The following is a 15,026-nucleotide window of genomic DNA, read 5'->3' as shown; positions in this document are numbered from 1 at the left end:
TAATGTCCTATTAAAAAGAAATAACGTTACAACCGTTTTTCTTCTTAAATTCCGATGAACAAGAAGAATGAGAGCGGAGCGGTGATGATAAAAGACCTAACCCTAATTATAGTGAGTTATTGTAGAGTTTATATTCATTTTTTAAAACTATACAAAATAGAAAATTAATTTATATTTCATATACTAGCGTCATACCGTTGCTTGACCACGAGACCCAGTTAAAATGACCATATAAAATGTTGTTTATATGGATTCCGCGATCAGGTCGCGGAATGATAACTAATTATAGTATAACACAGTACAAAATACATAACAACAAACTATTCATGTTAAAGATAAAACAGGACATATATAAAAATAGCTTACAAGTAATATTAAAATTGCTGTTTGCTTTTCTATGTTTTTTTATAATATTATTTCCGTTAGTGAGTTATAAAATAAATAGCCAAAGCAGAATTTGTCCGGCAATGGAAATTATGTTTATTTATTATTTCATGTCTTTATATTCCTTAAATATTTTTAGCATATTTTTCCTCGGTCTATTGATAGATCAAGTAAGCGGTATGCCTATCGGTACAAATTCGTTAGTTTTTTTATCGGCATATATAATATATAAACTCTTTGTAAAATTTTTTATAGCTAAAAACTATTGGATAAATTTTGTTGTTTTTTGTGTTTATTGTTTATTTATATTGAATTTTAAATATTTATTAATAACGATCAAGAAGCTAGAAGCAGACGGATATTTAATAATTTGCTTTCAATTTTTAACAACTATATTTTCTTACAATATAATGCGTCTTATACTTGATTCTCCTATGAATTACTTTAAAAAGTATGCTAAATAAAAAAATACTACATGGTGAGTTAATTTCACGAAGGGCCTTTATAATCGGGTTAGGTAAACTCGGATTTTTATCACTGCTTGGAATAAGAATGTTTTATTTGCAGCTTATTAAAAGTGAAGAATATAAGACTTTATCAGATAAGAATCGTATTAATTTTGTTGTACTTCCGCCGACCAGAGGAAGAATTTATGATGTAGACGGCAGTATCTTAGCTACTAATAAACCATGTTATCAGTTAGTAATAGATAGGAGCATTAATAATAATTATCTGGATGAATTAGCAATAGTTAGTAATATTCTAAATTTATCTCCGGAAAAATATAATTATATTAAGCAAAAAATTAAAAAATCTAGTCGCCACACTCCTGTAATAATACTTGATCAGCTCGATTGGCAGCAAGTATCAATGGTTGAAGAACAAAAGCATAAACTAGCTTCAATATTCATTGATATAGGATATTTAAGATTTTATCCTTTTTCAAGCACTACTTCTCATTTAATCGGTTATCTAGGTCAAATAAATGAACAAGAGAAGCAAGAGTTAAATATACATAGCTTAAGCGATTTTAATATTGGTAAATACGGTATCGAAAAATATTACGATAGTAAATTACGAGGAGAATTCGGTTATAAAAAAGTTGAAGTAAACGCTTACGGTAAGCAGGTAAGAGAAATAGCAGGAACCCCTACTAAAGCTGGTAAAGATATGTATTTAAATATCGATGCTTCTCTTCAGCAAAATATCCAGCAATATTTAAATCCTAAAGGCTCTTCGGCAATAGTTATGGATACTAGAAGCGGAAACATACTAATTTGTGCTTCCACACCGGGTTTTGAATCAAATAATTTCAATAAATTATCGGAAAATTATTGGCAAAGTTTAATTAGCAATCCTTATAAGCCTTTAATTAATAAGGTAATACAAAGCTCGTATCCCCCAGGTTCGGTTTTTAAAATAATTACCGTACTTGCAGCCCTTGAAGTAGGCATTAATCCTAATAAAACCGTTTTTTGCGACGGTAGCTCTGCTCTTGGTACTAATAGCTTTAGATGTTGGAATCATAGCGGGCATGGGACGGTAGATATGATGTCTGCTTTAAAGCATTCTTGTAATATTTATATGTATGCACTCGCAAGAATAGTAGGTCCGGATAAAATTCTTGAAGTTGCAAGAGAATTTGGCCTCGGCTCAAAGACCGGTATTGATTTAGCTCCTGAAAGTAGTGGATTTGTACCGTCAAAAGAATGGAAAAAGAAAAAATTACAGATTCCTTGGTCAATAGGTGATAGCTTTAATTTGGCAATCGGGCAAGGATTTTTAGGAGTAACGCCGATTCAGCTTGCAAGATTTATTACGGCTATTGCAAGTAACGGTAAACTATATACGCCTAGAATATTAAAAAATGATTCGGAATTTTATAATGTTAATATTAAGCCTGAAAATATCAAAATAATACAAGAAAGTTTATATAATACTGTGAATGTTGCGGGAGGTACGGCGTATTATAATAGAATTTTAGGTAAAAATAGGCAGCTTGCTGGTAAAACCGGTACTTCCCAAGTACAAGGCAAACTAAATGCTAAAGACGATTTAAGCCGTGACTCTATTGCCTGGGAGAGGCGTAATCATGCTTTGTTCTTGGGCTTCGCTCCTTATCACGATCCTCTTTATTCCGTTACTGTTTTTGTTGACCATGGAGGAGGCGGTAGTAAAGCCGCCGCCCCAATAGCTCGTAAAATCATGTCTGACGTGCTGGATAAGTATACTCGTTGAATTTGAAAAATTGGCTTAGTTGTACTTGACTATAGTATGTACGCTGCGGTTAAAAGATTCAAAACAGATTCCTCTTTTCCAAATTGAGCTTCATATACCTACTGTGTGTCTTTGTGTACTTATGTTTAAAATTAACTTATGGTAAAATTATGTTAGAAGAATTAACGCAGAAAGAAGAAACTGAGTTATTCTTTAAATAGTATAAGGGAATATGCAGCTTATTTAAAAAAGAATTAAAGGAGTTATTTTTAAAATCATATAAAGCAAAATACTATTGATCCAGTGAAGACGTGCTATATTTATTTTGAGCAGTTTATAAAAAAAATAATTTATCTGAAAAGGAATTAAAACAGTTATTTTGCAAATGATCTGAAGAAAACAGCAATTTATTTGAAGACAAATTCAAAGAATCATCCTTAGAAGTGTATAAAGAAAAATATAACTTATCTGAAGCAGCATCAAAAGAGTTATTCTTAAAATTATATCTAGAAAGATATTATTTATCTGAAGAAGAATTACCAGAATTTAGAGCTTATTATAGAGATGGAAAAGCAGAAGCAATAGTAGAAGAGTCTGCTGATCAGGACTTATTGCCCGTAATAAAGTATTTTATTGAAAAGGGAGGTAATCCATATCTTATAATAGAAGATGATTATAATAAATTAACTATATTTAATATTGCTGCAAACAATGGATTTTTAGATATTATAAATTATCTGCTCGACAATAATATTTTTACTGTAGATCGAAGAGCTTCTGAAAATAGTGTAACGCCTTTTCATTCAGCAGTTGAAGTTGATAGTATTGAAGCTGCAAGGCTTTTACTACAAAATGGAGCAGATGTTAATGCTGAATTTGAGTATGCATGGGCTGTAAAAATTGCTTGGTTGTTTGTTCTTGAATTAAATCGTATAGAAATGGCTCAAATTCTTCTTGAGAATAGTATATTTATACCTAAGATGCACGCTTTTGATTCAATTAGTTTACCGCTTATAGCAAATTTGCTACTGTCTATAAAAAAACGTGAGGGGTTATAATGTGACGCTTTTGTGAATGCATATAACTCCTCTACTTCTGAAGTGTAAGAAATTTGTGATACTTAGAGTACACAGTATTGTTTAAGTAAGTTGGCTGAATTTATTGAAAAGAAATTCAGCAAAGAGAGTGCTATAGGATATAAAGAATATGCTGCGCTTAGAGAATATGGCAGCAGTTTGCCAAAACATAAAAAAGAGGCATTAAAAATCTTGTTATTAGATGATAATTATAAAACTAGATAATTATATCAAAGCTCATTTTTTTGAAATAGGATGTATAGCTAAAGTGCATTACCGGTACTAATAGCTAAAGCAGGAGTAATAGGTGAGATAACTCAGCATCTTCATTTTGAAGATAGCAGCACTAAAATAGCAGGTAGCGGTTTTGATAGTTTGGATAATGATATTGTTTAAATGGATGTTATCTTTCATATTAAAAAATACTTTATTTTAGTTAGTAGTTTGTGTTATTAATAATTGAGAATTATTACGGAGGTATATATGTCTAAGAAAAAGCAGGACGATCAAATAATAAAAGAATTAGAAGCAAGATTAGCAAAACTTAAAGGCACTCCTCTAACACTTGAAGAATTAGAAGAAAGATTTGCAAAGCTCCAAGATAGACCTTATATCCCAGCAAAAAAATCCGGTTATGACTCTGGTTATGGATCCGATGATGAGGTAGATAAGCTAGTTGAGAAGATACAATCCGCAGTTAAAATAGAACAAAAAAGTAAAACTCTTAATGCTCAAAAAGACCAAGCAATACGTGATAGGCTAGATAAATTAAGAGAAGATACTACTGTAACACGAAAAAAGACATTTACAGCTCTTTCTTTTAATGATACTAAATCAATAATTACCGATACTATAGATGCTCATGCAGATATAGTTAGTTCATATGCTACTCGATATACTGATTTAGAAGAAAAAAAAGCATTATTTAATTTAGCTAATAATCTAACTGAAGCTAGAGATATTATTAGGGATACACCTACTATATCCAAAGAATATGAGCCTAAAATATTAGATGTTATTGCTAAAGCAATCGGTGAAATTTATGAAGGAATAAAGAAAATAGCTGCGCCTGCAGTTAATATTATAAAAGAAATAGGCAGTAGTCTTGTTAATTCGATTAAATCACTTTCTCAAAAATCTTCCGAACAACAAATAAAAGAATCTAAAATAAAATTAAAGAAGTTATATAAAACATATGTTGATTTGAAAGGAGTAACGCCAAAGATAAAAGAAGAGTTTCTTAAAAAGCATTGTGAGTACATTGATCAGTTACAAACTCCTCAGGAAATATTTGTGGAAACTGCCAAAATTACTAAATCTATAAGGATAGCCGGAAGACAAAAGATCAATAATCTTAAACAACAACGAATTATTAATAGAATGCAGAAGCAAATTCCTACTGGTTGCATGAATAATAATGCATTTACACCGTCTAATACTCCTATTAATAAAGGAAAATCTTTGAAGAGCCATCGAAGGTAAATGCTGTTTCATTCCTGCATAAGCGGGGCGTTGTTGCATGGATACCGAGTGGTCATTGAGAGCAGGCGTTGTGGCGTACCTGTAAAACCTACAGCGTCACCAACGCAGCTTGACCACGGGGGGTCCATAAAAACAATAAAAATGCTAATAATTTTAGCATTTTTAACTGGATGCCGTGTGGTCAAGCCACGGCATGACAGAAGTGAAACCGAGCCATGCGACACAAATCCTACAATCGCTTATAGCATTTGAAAACTATTCTACGCCTTTCATTCCGCTTGTCTTAGCTTGATCAAATGAAGTATCTTTAATTGTTGCTTCGGTAAAATCAGCATTTGTTAGGTCAGAGTTATTAAAGCCTGCCCGATCAATTTTAGCTGATTTAAATATGCTATTTGTTAATATTGAGTTTGAGAAATCTGTTTTAGTAAGTATTGCTGTAGAAAAATTAGCTTCTTTTAAAATAGAATTCTTTATTACCGTATTTGTTAAATTAGCATTTTTAAAGATACTATTTGAAAAATCTGTTTCATTAAATACTAAACTACTTAGGTCAAGATTTGTTAAATTTATATTTGTTAAGTTAGTGATTTTTTGCAAATCTTTTACCGAACTTATTACTATATTATTTGGTGGAATTTTGCTCGAATTATTGCTATTTAAAATAATATTATTAGAAACATTAGTATTAATAAAACCGGAATATGCTTGGTAGTTAATATTATTTATTTGTGAATTAGAAAGGACGGAGTTAATAACCGTAGTATTTGTTAGATTAGAATTTATTAGAGCTACTTGGTTTAAATTACCTAAAGTCATTTTAACATCTGAAAAATTTACGTTTTGTATTAAAGATTTAGAAAAATTTACATTATTAAATTGTCCGTTAGTTATATTTGAGTTTATTATTTCACTGCTGTTTAAGTCAGTATTAATCACTATAAATTGTTTAAAATCATTATTGCTAAAAATATTATTAGTATAGCTGATATTATCTAAAGTAATATTTGAGCCTTTAGTTTTATTAATCCTTACAAAATTGGCATTACTATTTTTTATTGATAAATTATTAAATTTGTTATCGTTGAGACTCATGTTATTTAATATAGCATTATCGATTTTAAAATGATTTAAAACTGAACTACTAATTGTACTATTTTGTAAATCACATTTAGTAAGGCTAATATTCCGTAACGTTGAATCTTGAAAGGAAGCGTATGAAAAGAAAGAGTTGTGACTTTGTATGTTATTAAAATTTACTTCATTAAAAATGCTTTGTGTAAAGTTAGAATCCTTAATTATTACTGCCGTTAATTTAGTGTGACTTAGATCGCTAGATTCAAAATAATTATTAGTAAAATTGGTATTATTTATTACACTTTTTTCTAAATCCGTACCGTAAAATATTGAATTTGTTATATTAGTATTTTTAAAGCTATTATTCTTTAGGTTAGTTTTTTGAAAATTAACACCATCGATGGTGCTATTGCGCCATAATACATGACTAAATTGAGAATTTTCAAAGTTGACATTTATTATAGTAGTTTTATTAAAAGCAGTATCGCTAAAATTTGATCGAACAAAATTTGTATTTTGTAATGTTACATTGTTAAAAATTGAACCTTGAAAGTCAGAATTATATCCGGAAATATTTTTTATTACCGAATCTGCAAAATTACTTTCTTGAATTATAGCATTTGTAAGTATAGCTTTTTCTAAATTACTACCTGCAAAATCAGCACGTAATATTTCACAGGAAGTTAAATCTATTCCTGATAAATCTTCATTTATTAGCTTGACTCCTATTAATTTGACTCCTTTTAAATTTGAACCGAACTTCTCTTTAAGGTGCACTTTAAGGTTTTTAGAATTTTGCGATATTATATAATTCCGAATTACTGTGCTCTGACTATCCGTAAGTAATCCATTCGCATCACGAGTAGATTCGGAGCAGCTGCTTAATAACAAATAAATAGTAATTATTGATATTACTTTAAGCATTTGCTTCCTCATATTTTTCTTCATTGATTCTATTTGTAGGAGGTATATGTAAGCTTAATAATTTTAATTTACGATGCAAAGCTGATCTTTCCATACCGACAAATGAGGATGTTTTTGAAATATTATTATTAAAACGACTCATTTGTGCCGATAGATATTGACGTTCAAAAACTTCTCTAGCCTCTCTAAGTGGCATAGATAACATATCAAAACTATCTTCAAGTTTTGTGAGATTAGCACTATTTGCTAATATTTCGGAAGGTATCATATAAGGTTTGATAATTTCATTATTACCTACAGTTAATGGATTCATAATCAAAGTCCATTCAACTACATTACGTAATTGTCTGATATTACCCGGCCATTCATAGGATTGAAGAGCAGCGATAGTTTCATCAGCAAAGTTACGTTCTTTTAAACCTGAAAATTTTGAAAGCTGTTTAACAAAATATTTAACTAGTAGCGGTATATCTTCTTTTCTCTCATATAATGAGGGTACTTTTAGAGAGGATACATTAAGGCGATAATATAGATCTTCTAGGAATTTGCCATTATTAACTTCATCTTGAATATTTTTAGAAGTACCTGTGATAATTTTTATATCAACTTTAATAGTTTTTCCACAAGGCTTTGTAATAGTCTGATCTTTAAGGAATTTTAATAATTTTACCTGGATGGGCATAGGAATACTACTGACCTCATCTATATATAAAGTACCGTTATTAGCAAATGCTAAGATAGTAGGGCGTTTATTATTATTTTCCTGCTTTGCAAATTCGCCGAATAATTCTTGATTAATTTTTTCTGTAGTCATACAGGTAGGGCTGAAAATAATGAACGGATTATTAACTCTTTTAGATTGTTTATGAATTAACCTTGCTGCAAGTTCTTTACCGCTACCGACTTTACCGTGAATCATTATACGACTGCTAGAGCTAGCTGCCTTTTCTATTTCCATTTTATATTTTAAAGTTACCGCACATTCGCCTACTAATTCAGTTTTATCTATAACTTTTGATTTTAAATCTATATTTTCACGTTTTAACTTTGTTACTTCGCAAGCTCTTTTAAGTAAAATAACTAATTTATCATTATTAAAAGGTTTTTCTATATAATCGTAAGCACCCATTTTTATAGCATTTACTGCTGTTTCTATAGTACCGTGACCGCTAATAATTATTACGGGCATTAAAGGATAGCGTTTTTTAATTATCTCTAAAATCCCAAGACCGTCAATTTCGCTTCCTTGAAGCCAAATATCAAGTATCACTGCAGAGACCGGTTTCGCGGAAAGTATTTTAAGAGCTTGAGTACTATTAGCGGCAACCTTAGGATTAAAACCTTCATCTTTCAAATTTGCAGCAATGAGATTTCGTATACTTTCTTCATCATCTACTATTAAAACATCTAGTTGTGACATTACAATTTACCTTACAAATATTAATCAAAGCCTAAATATATACGTTAATGCTGAATGTAAAAGAAAGCAACATTTTTTTATAACATTTTTGTCACAATAGCTATTTATAATGTAAATGTTGGCTAAGATTACATAATATTAAAATTATTTAAGGAATTGTAATTAATTTATTTGTTGTTTGTAGTGTTATAAATCATTATACATAATGAGGTACTGTGTGATATTGTCATTTACACGTAGGCGTGAACCTAGTGCTTTGCTGTGTCACCCCGTGGCTTGACCACGGGGTCCAGTTGCTACTAATAAAATTATTAGTATTATGCATAAGTTATTTTTATGGATACCGTGGTCAAACCACGGTATAACATCGGACTTATACAACAAAGCCCATAACAAGCAGTAAAACCAAATTTTAAAAATTATGCTTAACATCTGTTTAATTATTATTGCATTATTTATTTGCTTAATAACCTACCTATTTATCAAAAAAACAGATACTTTTACAAATTTATTGATTTTAAATAGCTGCACGACTTTAGTTAGTTTATTTATTTGCTGTTTAGGTTTATACTCAGGCAATAGTTCATATTTGGATATAGCCATTATTTACTTTCTTTTAAGCTTTATAGCAACAAACGGATATTTAAAATATTTTATACATGAGTCAAATGAAAACAAAACAGATTGATACTATAATCTTAGGATGCGGTTTGAGTGGCATGCTAACCGCACTTTCTTTTGCAGAAAAGGGTATTAAAACTACTATATTCGAGAGTCAATCGGTAAAAAGCCCAGAGTTTTTCAACGATATAAGAATTACTGCTTTAACGCCGCATTCCAAAAATTTCTTATTCTCTATTGATATATGGGCAGAGCTTGAAAAGTTTGTGGCAAAAATGCAAGAAATATATGTGGTAGATAATAAGGCTGCAGAGATATTAGATTTACGCAATGACGATGACTCTGTACTTGGATATGTGATTAAGAATAGTGATTTTAAAAAAATACTATTGTCAAGAATGACTAATAATCCGTGGATAACATTAATTGATCATAATCAATATCAAGATGTTATAAGCCATAATGACTACTCGATTATAAAATTTGATGATAAACACATTAAGTGTAGTTTATTAATTATATGTGATGGCGCAAATTCAAAAGTGAAGTCTCATTATTTTGCTAATGAAATTGAAAAATCTTATCAAACTGCTCTTACATTTAATATTAAGCATGAAAATCCACATGAAAATTGTGCTATGGAACATTTCCTGCCGCTTGGTCCTTTTGCTTTGCTGCCTTTAAAAAATCAATATGCTTCATCCGTAATATGGTCAACTTCTTCTGATCAGGCTGCTTTAATTGTTAATTTGCCTGTGGAAGAAGTTAGATTTTTAACTCAAAGAAATGCCGGTAATTCTTTAGGTAAAATTACTATTGATAGTGAGATTAGTAGTTTTCCGCTAAAAGCTCGTATAGCAAATAGATATTTTCATAATAAGATAGTGCTTATTGCCGACACTGCTCACACAATACATCCTTTAGCAGGACAGGGGCTTAATCAGGGCATAAAGGATATAGAGACTTTGAGTATGATTGTTAGTAATAATGGTACATTACAAGAATACCAAAAGCTAAGGCAAGAGGATAATTTTATTATGTATAAGCTGACTGATGAGTTAAATAATATTTTTTCAAATTATGCCAAAAATGTAAGATATTTAAGACAAATAGGATTTAAGGCGATAAATAATTTTAAGCCTATAAAAACCTTGATTACTGGCTATGCGATGGGGAAGAGGTGAGTGTTCCTATGTCATTACCGCGCAGGCGTGGATCCAGTAAAACATACAAAAAACTTGTTTTTTGGTTTATTTCACCAAATTATATAACTTCTATATAAATATGTAAGTTATTTTTCTGGATCCACGCCTGCGCGGTAATGACATAAAACGAGCAACGCAACAAGACCGGTCAAGCCACGGGATGACAGAGGTGAAATTGATCCACTCGGGGCAACGCCTTGCGAGCCGTAGGCTGCGTGGCAATCTCGTCCAGTATCCTGAGATTGCTTAGTCAATGATTGCATAATTTCCTCGCAATGACAAAAAAGCTGAGCTATGTAATAATACCTAAAAAAGTTAGAGAGCATTCATGAGTAAAGAAAATTTAAGCATTAAATCATCTATTAATGTTTCTGAAGATGGAGTAAAAAATACAGCAGAAGATAATAAGTTGAAATCTTCAATAAATACCTCTGAAAGAGTAGAGCCTTTATTAGAAGCAGCACAAACAAAAGCTTCTGAGCCTCCAGAGGAACGGTAATCGCAAAATAAGCCAGCATGAAAAAGAACGCTGAAAGAGAATACGCTACTTTACGGTGCTAGAGTCGCTCGTGCCGGAATCACTGCAAGTGGAGTAGCAATTGAAGTGCTAAAGGATGGTAGTCAAGTTATCGCTAGTCATGCTCATATAGTAGAAGGAGTAATTAACATTGGAGAAAAAGTAACAAAAGCTTATGATCCGGTTGATAAACTTCAGCAAGGTGCAAAAATTAAAGAAAAAGGCACCCCAAATCTTGGTATTGCCGATAAGGTGCTTGATAAAATAAAAACTTTACCGAGTGCTGAAAGGGCAGCAAATGTATTCGAGACAACATATAAAACATTGGGTAGTAAGGCAGTAAAACGTACTGCAAAAATTGGTAGTGTCATGGTGTCGTTAGTCATTAACCCGACGCCGGTTGGACTTGGGCTTGCTGCTTTCTTTATCAGTCGTTGCTTATGATGTCGTAAAGGAAACTTTAGAAGTAAGAGAAGATAAGTATTTAGATAAAGAGAAAAAAACTTTAGAAAATATTAAAGCTAATTATGTAAAGCAAGCAGAGTTAGTAGTTGCTATTCAAATAGATAAAGGAAAAGATAGTCCTGCACTTAAAAATTTCTTGGGTACTAAATTACCTAAAATTGATCAATTAAGTGAGTGGCAGCTAAGAGAGTATTTTAATGTAACTAGAGGAAAGGTTGTAGAGACACCTGAATTTGCTCCTCTTGCTGAAAAAACTAATTTTGCAAAAGTTAAATCAGCAGTAACAGCAGGAGCGGGTTGTTTGGTTGAATCGCAAGTTGGTGATTTAAAAGAAATATACGGTAAAAAGGAAGAGCAGAAATCTAGTACCGTTTTTATTACTCCTAATATTCAAAAGCATAAAACTCCTGCAATTGCTAAAGCAGCAGAAAAAGTACATCATATGCAGGAAAGTTTAATGCACGGTAAGGTTACTGCTCGCAGTAATAATATATCGCCATTACTAACAGGAAGAAGTGCATCTAAGAAACAAGAATCTTCAAGATGAGTTTAAAGTTTATAATAGTGTAAATAGACTATATTTTGCCGTAGAGATGTTGAAGCTGTTCGGAAATACTAGGGGGAGCGGTGAATTTTGTAGCGATTGTTGGAAGAAGTTGGAGTTTATAGCAATACCTTATTGCAGTATATTAGTATAAAAATCTTAGATAATTGTATTTGTGGAAATTATTATAGCAGTAAGCCTAATTATGAACTAGCTCGCAGCCTATTTAAGTTTAATGAGCATAGCAAAAAATAGTTCATCAGTTTAAATATCAGGATAAGACGATATTTGCTAAGCTTTTATATAATAGATATAGCAAGGATATAAAAGATATTGATTTAATCATACCTGTACCTATGAATATATTTAAGAGGTTACTACGAATGTATAATCATGCTCATATTTTAGCTATGGCAATTGCAAAAGTTACCGATAAAATGTTCAAAGCCGATATTTTAACTAAATCAAGATTGGATAAGTCTCAGACTTTTCGTTCACGAAAACAATGTAAAAGTAATATAAATGGTAGTATCAAATTTAACACAAAATATAATATTGTAAGTAAAAAATCTTATTAGTCAATGATGTCGTTACCACCGGTGCTACTATAAATGAATGTGCTAAAATTTTACGACAAGCTGGGGCATGATCGGTACATGTGATGAGTGTTGCTATGACTTAGAACATCATTGCGCGCGGTTGAAGACCGTGCGCCAATCCAGAAAGGTAATTAAAAACATGCTATGTATTGTTAACTGGATTGCTTCGTCAAAATTTTCAATTTTTCCTCGTAATGACGATTAAATAAAACCATCAAGAGTGAAGTAACTTATGCAAAATGAAATAAAAAAAATTTGTGTTATCGGTTCAGGGGTAATGGGTTCAGGGATTGCAGCGTTAATTGCTAATTCCTCTCATAAAGTCGTATTACTGGATATTATCGCTAAAGATTCTGATGATCCTAATAAAATAGTAAAAAATGCTATAGAGAATTTGCATAAACAAAAACCTCCCCCTTTATCTTGTCCCGATAAAGCAAATTTCATTACCATCGGTACTTTAGAACATGATTTAGATTTAATTACAGAATGTGATTTAATTATTGAAGTTATTGTTGAGAAGTTAGAAATCAAGCACCAATTATATAACAAACTTATTCCTTATCTTAAAGAAGAGGCAATTATTGCTTCTAATACTTCTACATTACCTCTTAAAAGACTAAAAGAGAATTTACCGGATAATATCAAATCGAGATTTGTTATTACGCATTTCTTCAACCCGCCAAGATATATGGAACTGCTTGAGTTAATTATAGACCATATGGTAAAGGTTGAAGCCATAGAAAGAGTATCAGAGTTCTTAACGAAAACGCTTGGTAAAACTATAGTCAGATGTAATGATACACCTGGTTTTATTGCTAATAGAGTAGGGTGTTTTTTACTGGAGTTAGTAGTCCGCAAAGCGATAAGTCAAAAGCTTAATTTTGTAGCTTTGGATAAAATATTTACTACATGTTTGGGGCTGCCGAGTACCGGAATTTTTGGTTTATATGATCTAATAGGACATGACGTCATGAAGTTAATATCAAGCTCATTACTTGCTGCCCTTCCTGCAAAGGATGCTTATCATAAAATATATGTCAATACTCCCGTTCTTGATAAGATGATTGGGAGGAAGTTAATTGGGCGTAAAGGCTGTGGTGGATTTTATCGTTTATCGGTATCAAATGGCAAAAAGATTCAAGAAGTTATCAATATAAACGACTTATCATATAGTCCTGTTCAAAAAGTAGATATTTCATTTAAGAATCTTGATGAGTTACTAGCTAGCGATTCAGTTTACGGTAAATTTTTTACTGAAATTATCACAGAATTTTATGTTTATTTAGCAAGCTTAGTACCATCTGTAACCGATAATATCTATGATATCGATGCTGCTATGAAGCTTGGTTACAGTTGGAAATACGGTCCATTTGAATTATTGACCATAGCAGCTAAAGACGGCTGGAATTCGATCATTAAAAATACCGATTTAATGCACATCCCACTTCCGCAATATTTAGGTAATAAAGAATATCAAAAAATCGATAAACAAAAATTTAATTCTCACAAAGATATTTTAAAGGAAAGTCAGATAGTATTAGAAAACGATTCTGCAAAGCTAATAAATTATCGTGAGAATTTAGTGTTTGTTATTACTACGAAAATGAATTGTTTAAATCATAATGTGTTTTATTTACTGCAAGAAGCAGCAAGTAAAGCTGAAAATGACGGCAAAAATCTTTATATCTATCCGCAAGGAAATCATTTTTCTGCTGGTGCGGATTTAAAGCTTCTTCTCTCCTATATTGAGGATAAAAATTTTCATGATTTAGAGAATTTACTAAAGCTGGGACAGCAAACCATGCTTCACTTAAAATATTCTGCAGCTCATATTGTTAGTTGTGCCAAAGGAGTAGCCCTTGGAGGCGGGTGTGAGCTGCTATTGTACTCAAGCTATATTGTCGCAAATAATGAACTGAGTGCTGGACTTGTAGAACTTGGAGTCGGTTTAATACCTGGGTGGGGCGGTGTTACCGTAATGTTTGCTCGCGCTAGAGGAGATAAAACTAAACTAATTAGAAATGTTAGAAATATTATAGAGCAGAATAAAACAAGTTCAGCCGATTACGTGAAAGCAGATTATGATGTAGAGAATATGCAAGTAAATATGAACAAGCATTACATTCTCGATGAAGCTTTAAAGCTGAACCTATCTAAAAAAATAGTACCGGCTACCCATAAAGTTACTTTGCCCAAAATCAATTTAGCAACTGAAATAGATATATCAAAATATAACGATCTACAAAATAAGGTACTTAGCAAGTTTCAAACCATTATAGATCAACATAATGAAACGAATGAAGAATCGCTATTTGCCTATGAGCGTGACATATTTTTAGAACTTGCAAAAGATCCAAAAACTATAGAGAAGTTGAAAGTTGTGTTGGGGCATTGATGTCACTTGCAATGACATAGAGAGCATTTACCGGTCCACGCAACAATGCTTCTCACTGGAATTACATAAAAGCCATGCTGTGGTAACTGTGGTAACA

Annotated in this window: 15 protein-coding genes; 13 read left to right on the top strand and 2 right to left on the bottom strand. The window is 31.6% G+C overall.

The window, feature by feature from the left end; genetic code table 11:
• Window positions 1-326 precede the first annotated feature (326 nt).
• The 6 genes from A1C_RS03920 (at window position 327) to A1C_RS07780 (ending at window position 5,411) form a co-directional block, all read left to right on the top strand.
• Complete coding sequence (locus A1C_RS03920) at window positions 327-848, top strand: hypothetical protein (RefSeq protein ID WP_012149780.1); 522 nt, start codon at window positions 327-329, stop codon at window positions 846-848.
• The gene (mrdA, locus tag A1C_RS03915) at window positions 838-2,622 is read left to right on the top strand and encodes a penicillin-binding protein 2 (protein ID WP_012149779.1); all 1,785 of its coding nucleotides are present in this window, start codon (window positions 838-840) and stop codon (window positions 2,620-2,622) included. The genes A1C_RS03920 and mrdA overlap by 11 nt, the downstream gene beginning before the upstream one ends.
• Window positions 2,623-3,044: 422 nt before the next feature.
• A complete protein-coding gene (locus A1C_RS03910; protein WP_012149778.1) occupies window positions 3,045-3,659 on the top strand; it encodes an ankyrin repeat domain-containing protein in 615 nt (204 codons plus the stop codon).
• Window positions 3,660-3,749: 90 nt separating this feature from the next.
• Window positions 3,750-3,902, top strand: coding sequence for a hypothetical protein (locus A1C_RS08160; RefSeq protein WP_012149777.1), 153 nt, complete (start codon window positions 3,750-3,752; stop codon window positions 3,900-3,902).
• A gap of 258 nt (window positions 3,903-4,160) precedes the next feature.
• Window positions 4,161-5,159 (top strand): hypothetical protein, encoded by a 999-nt coding sequence (locus A1C_RS03905; protein ID WP_012149776.1) that lies wholly within the window; start codon window positions 4,161-4,163, stop codon window positions 5,157-5,159.
• Complete coding sequence (locus tag A1C_RS07780) at window positions 5,160-5,411, top strand: hypothetical protein (RefSeq protein WP_157211903.1); 252 nt, start codon at window positions 5,160-5,162, stop codon at window positions 5,409-5,411.
• A 3-nt stretch (window positions 5,412-5,414) separates the two neighbouring features.
• Here the strand turns inward: A1C_RS07780 and A1C_RS03900 are convergent, their stop codons facing one another.
• Both A1C_RS03900 and A1C_RS03895 read right to left on the bottom strand, forming a co-directional pair.
• Window positions 5,415-7,160, bottom strand: a complete 1,746-nt coding sequence (locus A1C_RS03900; RefSeq protein ID WP_012149775.1) for a pentapeptide repeat-containing protein — start codon at window positions 7,158-7,160, stop codon at window positions 5,415-5,417.
• Window positions 7,153-8,580, bottom strand: a complete 1,428-nt coding sequence (locus tag A1C_RS03895) for a sigma-54-dependent transcriptional regulator (protein ID WP_012149774.1) — start codon at window positions 8,578-8,580, stop codon at window positions 7,153-7,155. Before A1C_RS03895 ends, A1C_RS03900 begins: the two co-directional genes overlap by 8 nt.
• Window positions 8,581-9,001: 421 nt before the next feature.
• Between A1C_RS03895 and A1C_RS03890 the strand changes: the two genes are divergently transcribed.
• The 7 genes from A1C_RS03890 (at window position 9,002) to A1C_RS03860 (ending at window position 14,929) form a co-directional block, all read left to right on the top strand.
• On the top strand, window positions 9,002-9,268 hold the full coding sequence (locus A1C_RS03890; RefSeq protein WP_012149773.1) for a monovalent cation/H+ antiporter complex subunit F: 267 nt from the start codon (window positions 9,002-9,004) through the stop codon (window positions 9,266-9,268).
• Window positions 9,249-10,385 (top strand): 2-octaprenyl-6-methoxyphenyl hydroxylase, encoded by a 1,137-nt coding sequence (gene ubiH, locus A1C_RS03885; protein WP_012149772.1) that lies wholly within the window; start codon window positions 9,249-9,251, stop codon window positions 10,383-10,385. The genes A1C_RS03890 and ubiH overlap by 20 nt, the downstream gene beginning before the upstream one ends.
• Window positions 10,386-10,734: 349 nt before the next feature.
• Window positions 10,735-10,905: a hypothetical protein gene (locus A1C_RS08675; RefSeq protein ID WP_012149771.1), complete on the top strand. Its 171-nt coding sequence runs from the start codon at window positions 10,735-10,737 to the stop codon at window positions 10,903-10,905.
• 105 nt (window positions 10,906-11,010) lie between these two features.
• Window positions 11,011-11,367: a hypothetical protein gene (locus tag A1C_RS03875; protein ID WP_012149770.1), complete on the top strand. Its 357-nt coding sequence runs from the start codon at window positions 11,011-11,013 to the stop codon at window positions 11,365-11,367.
• Entirely contained in the window at window positions 11,336-11,935 is a 600-nt protein-coding gene (locus A1C_RS08670) for a hypothetical protein (RefSeq protein ID WP_012149769.1), read from the top strand. The genes A1C_RS03875 and A1C_RS08670 overlap by 32 nt, the downstream gene beginning before the upstream one ends.
• A gap of 353 nt (window positions 11,936-12,288) precedes the next feature.
• Window positions 12,289-12,510: an amidophosphoribosyltransferase gene (locus A1C_RS03865; RefSeq protein WP_232279083.1), complete on the top strand. Its 222-nt coding sequence runs from the start codon at window positions 12,289-12,291 to the stop codon at window positions 12,508-12,510.
• Window positions 12,511-12,763: 253 nt separating this feature from the next.
• Complete coding sequence (locus A1C_RS03860; RefSeq protein ID WP_012149767.1) at window positions 12,764-14,929, top strand: 3-hydroxyacyl-CoA dehydrogenase/enoyl-CoA hydratase family protein; 2,166 nt, start codon at window positions 12,764-12,766, stop codon at window positions 14,927-14,929.
• The last annotated feature ends 97 nt before the right edge of the window (window positions 14,930-15,026 follow it).

This window comes from Rickettsia akari str. Hartford, assembly GCF_000018205.1.
In the GTDB taxonomy this organism is placed as follows: Bacteria; Pseudomonadota; Alphaproteobacteria; order Rickettsiales; family Rickettsiaceae; genus Rickettsia; species Rickettsia akari.
Note: the sequence above shows the minus strand (reverse complement) of the source record. Positions and strands in the feature narration are given on the sequence as shown.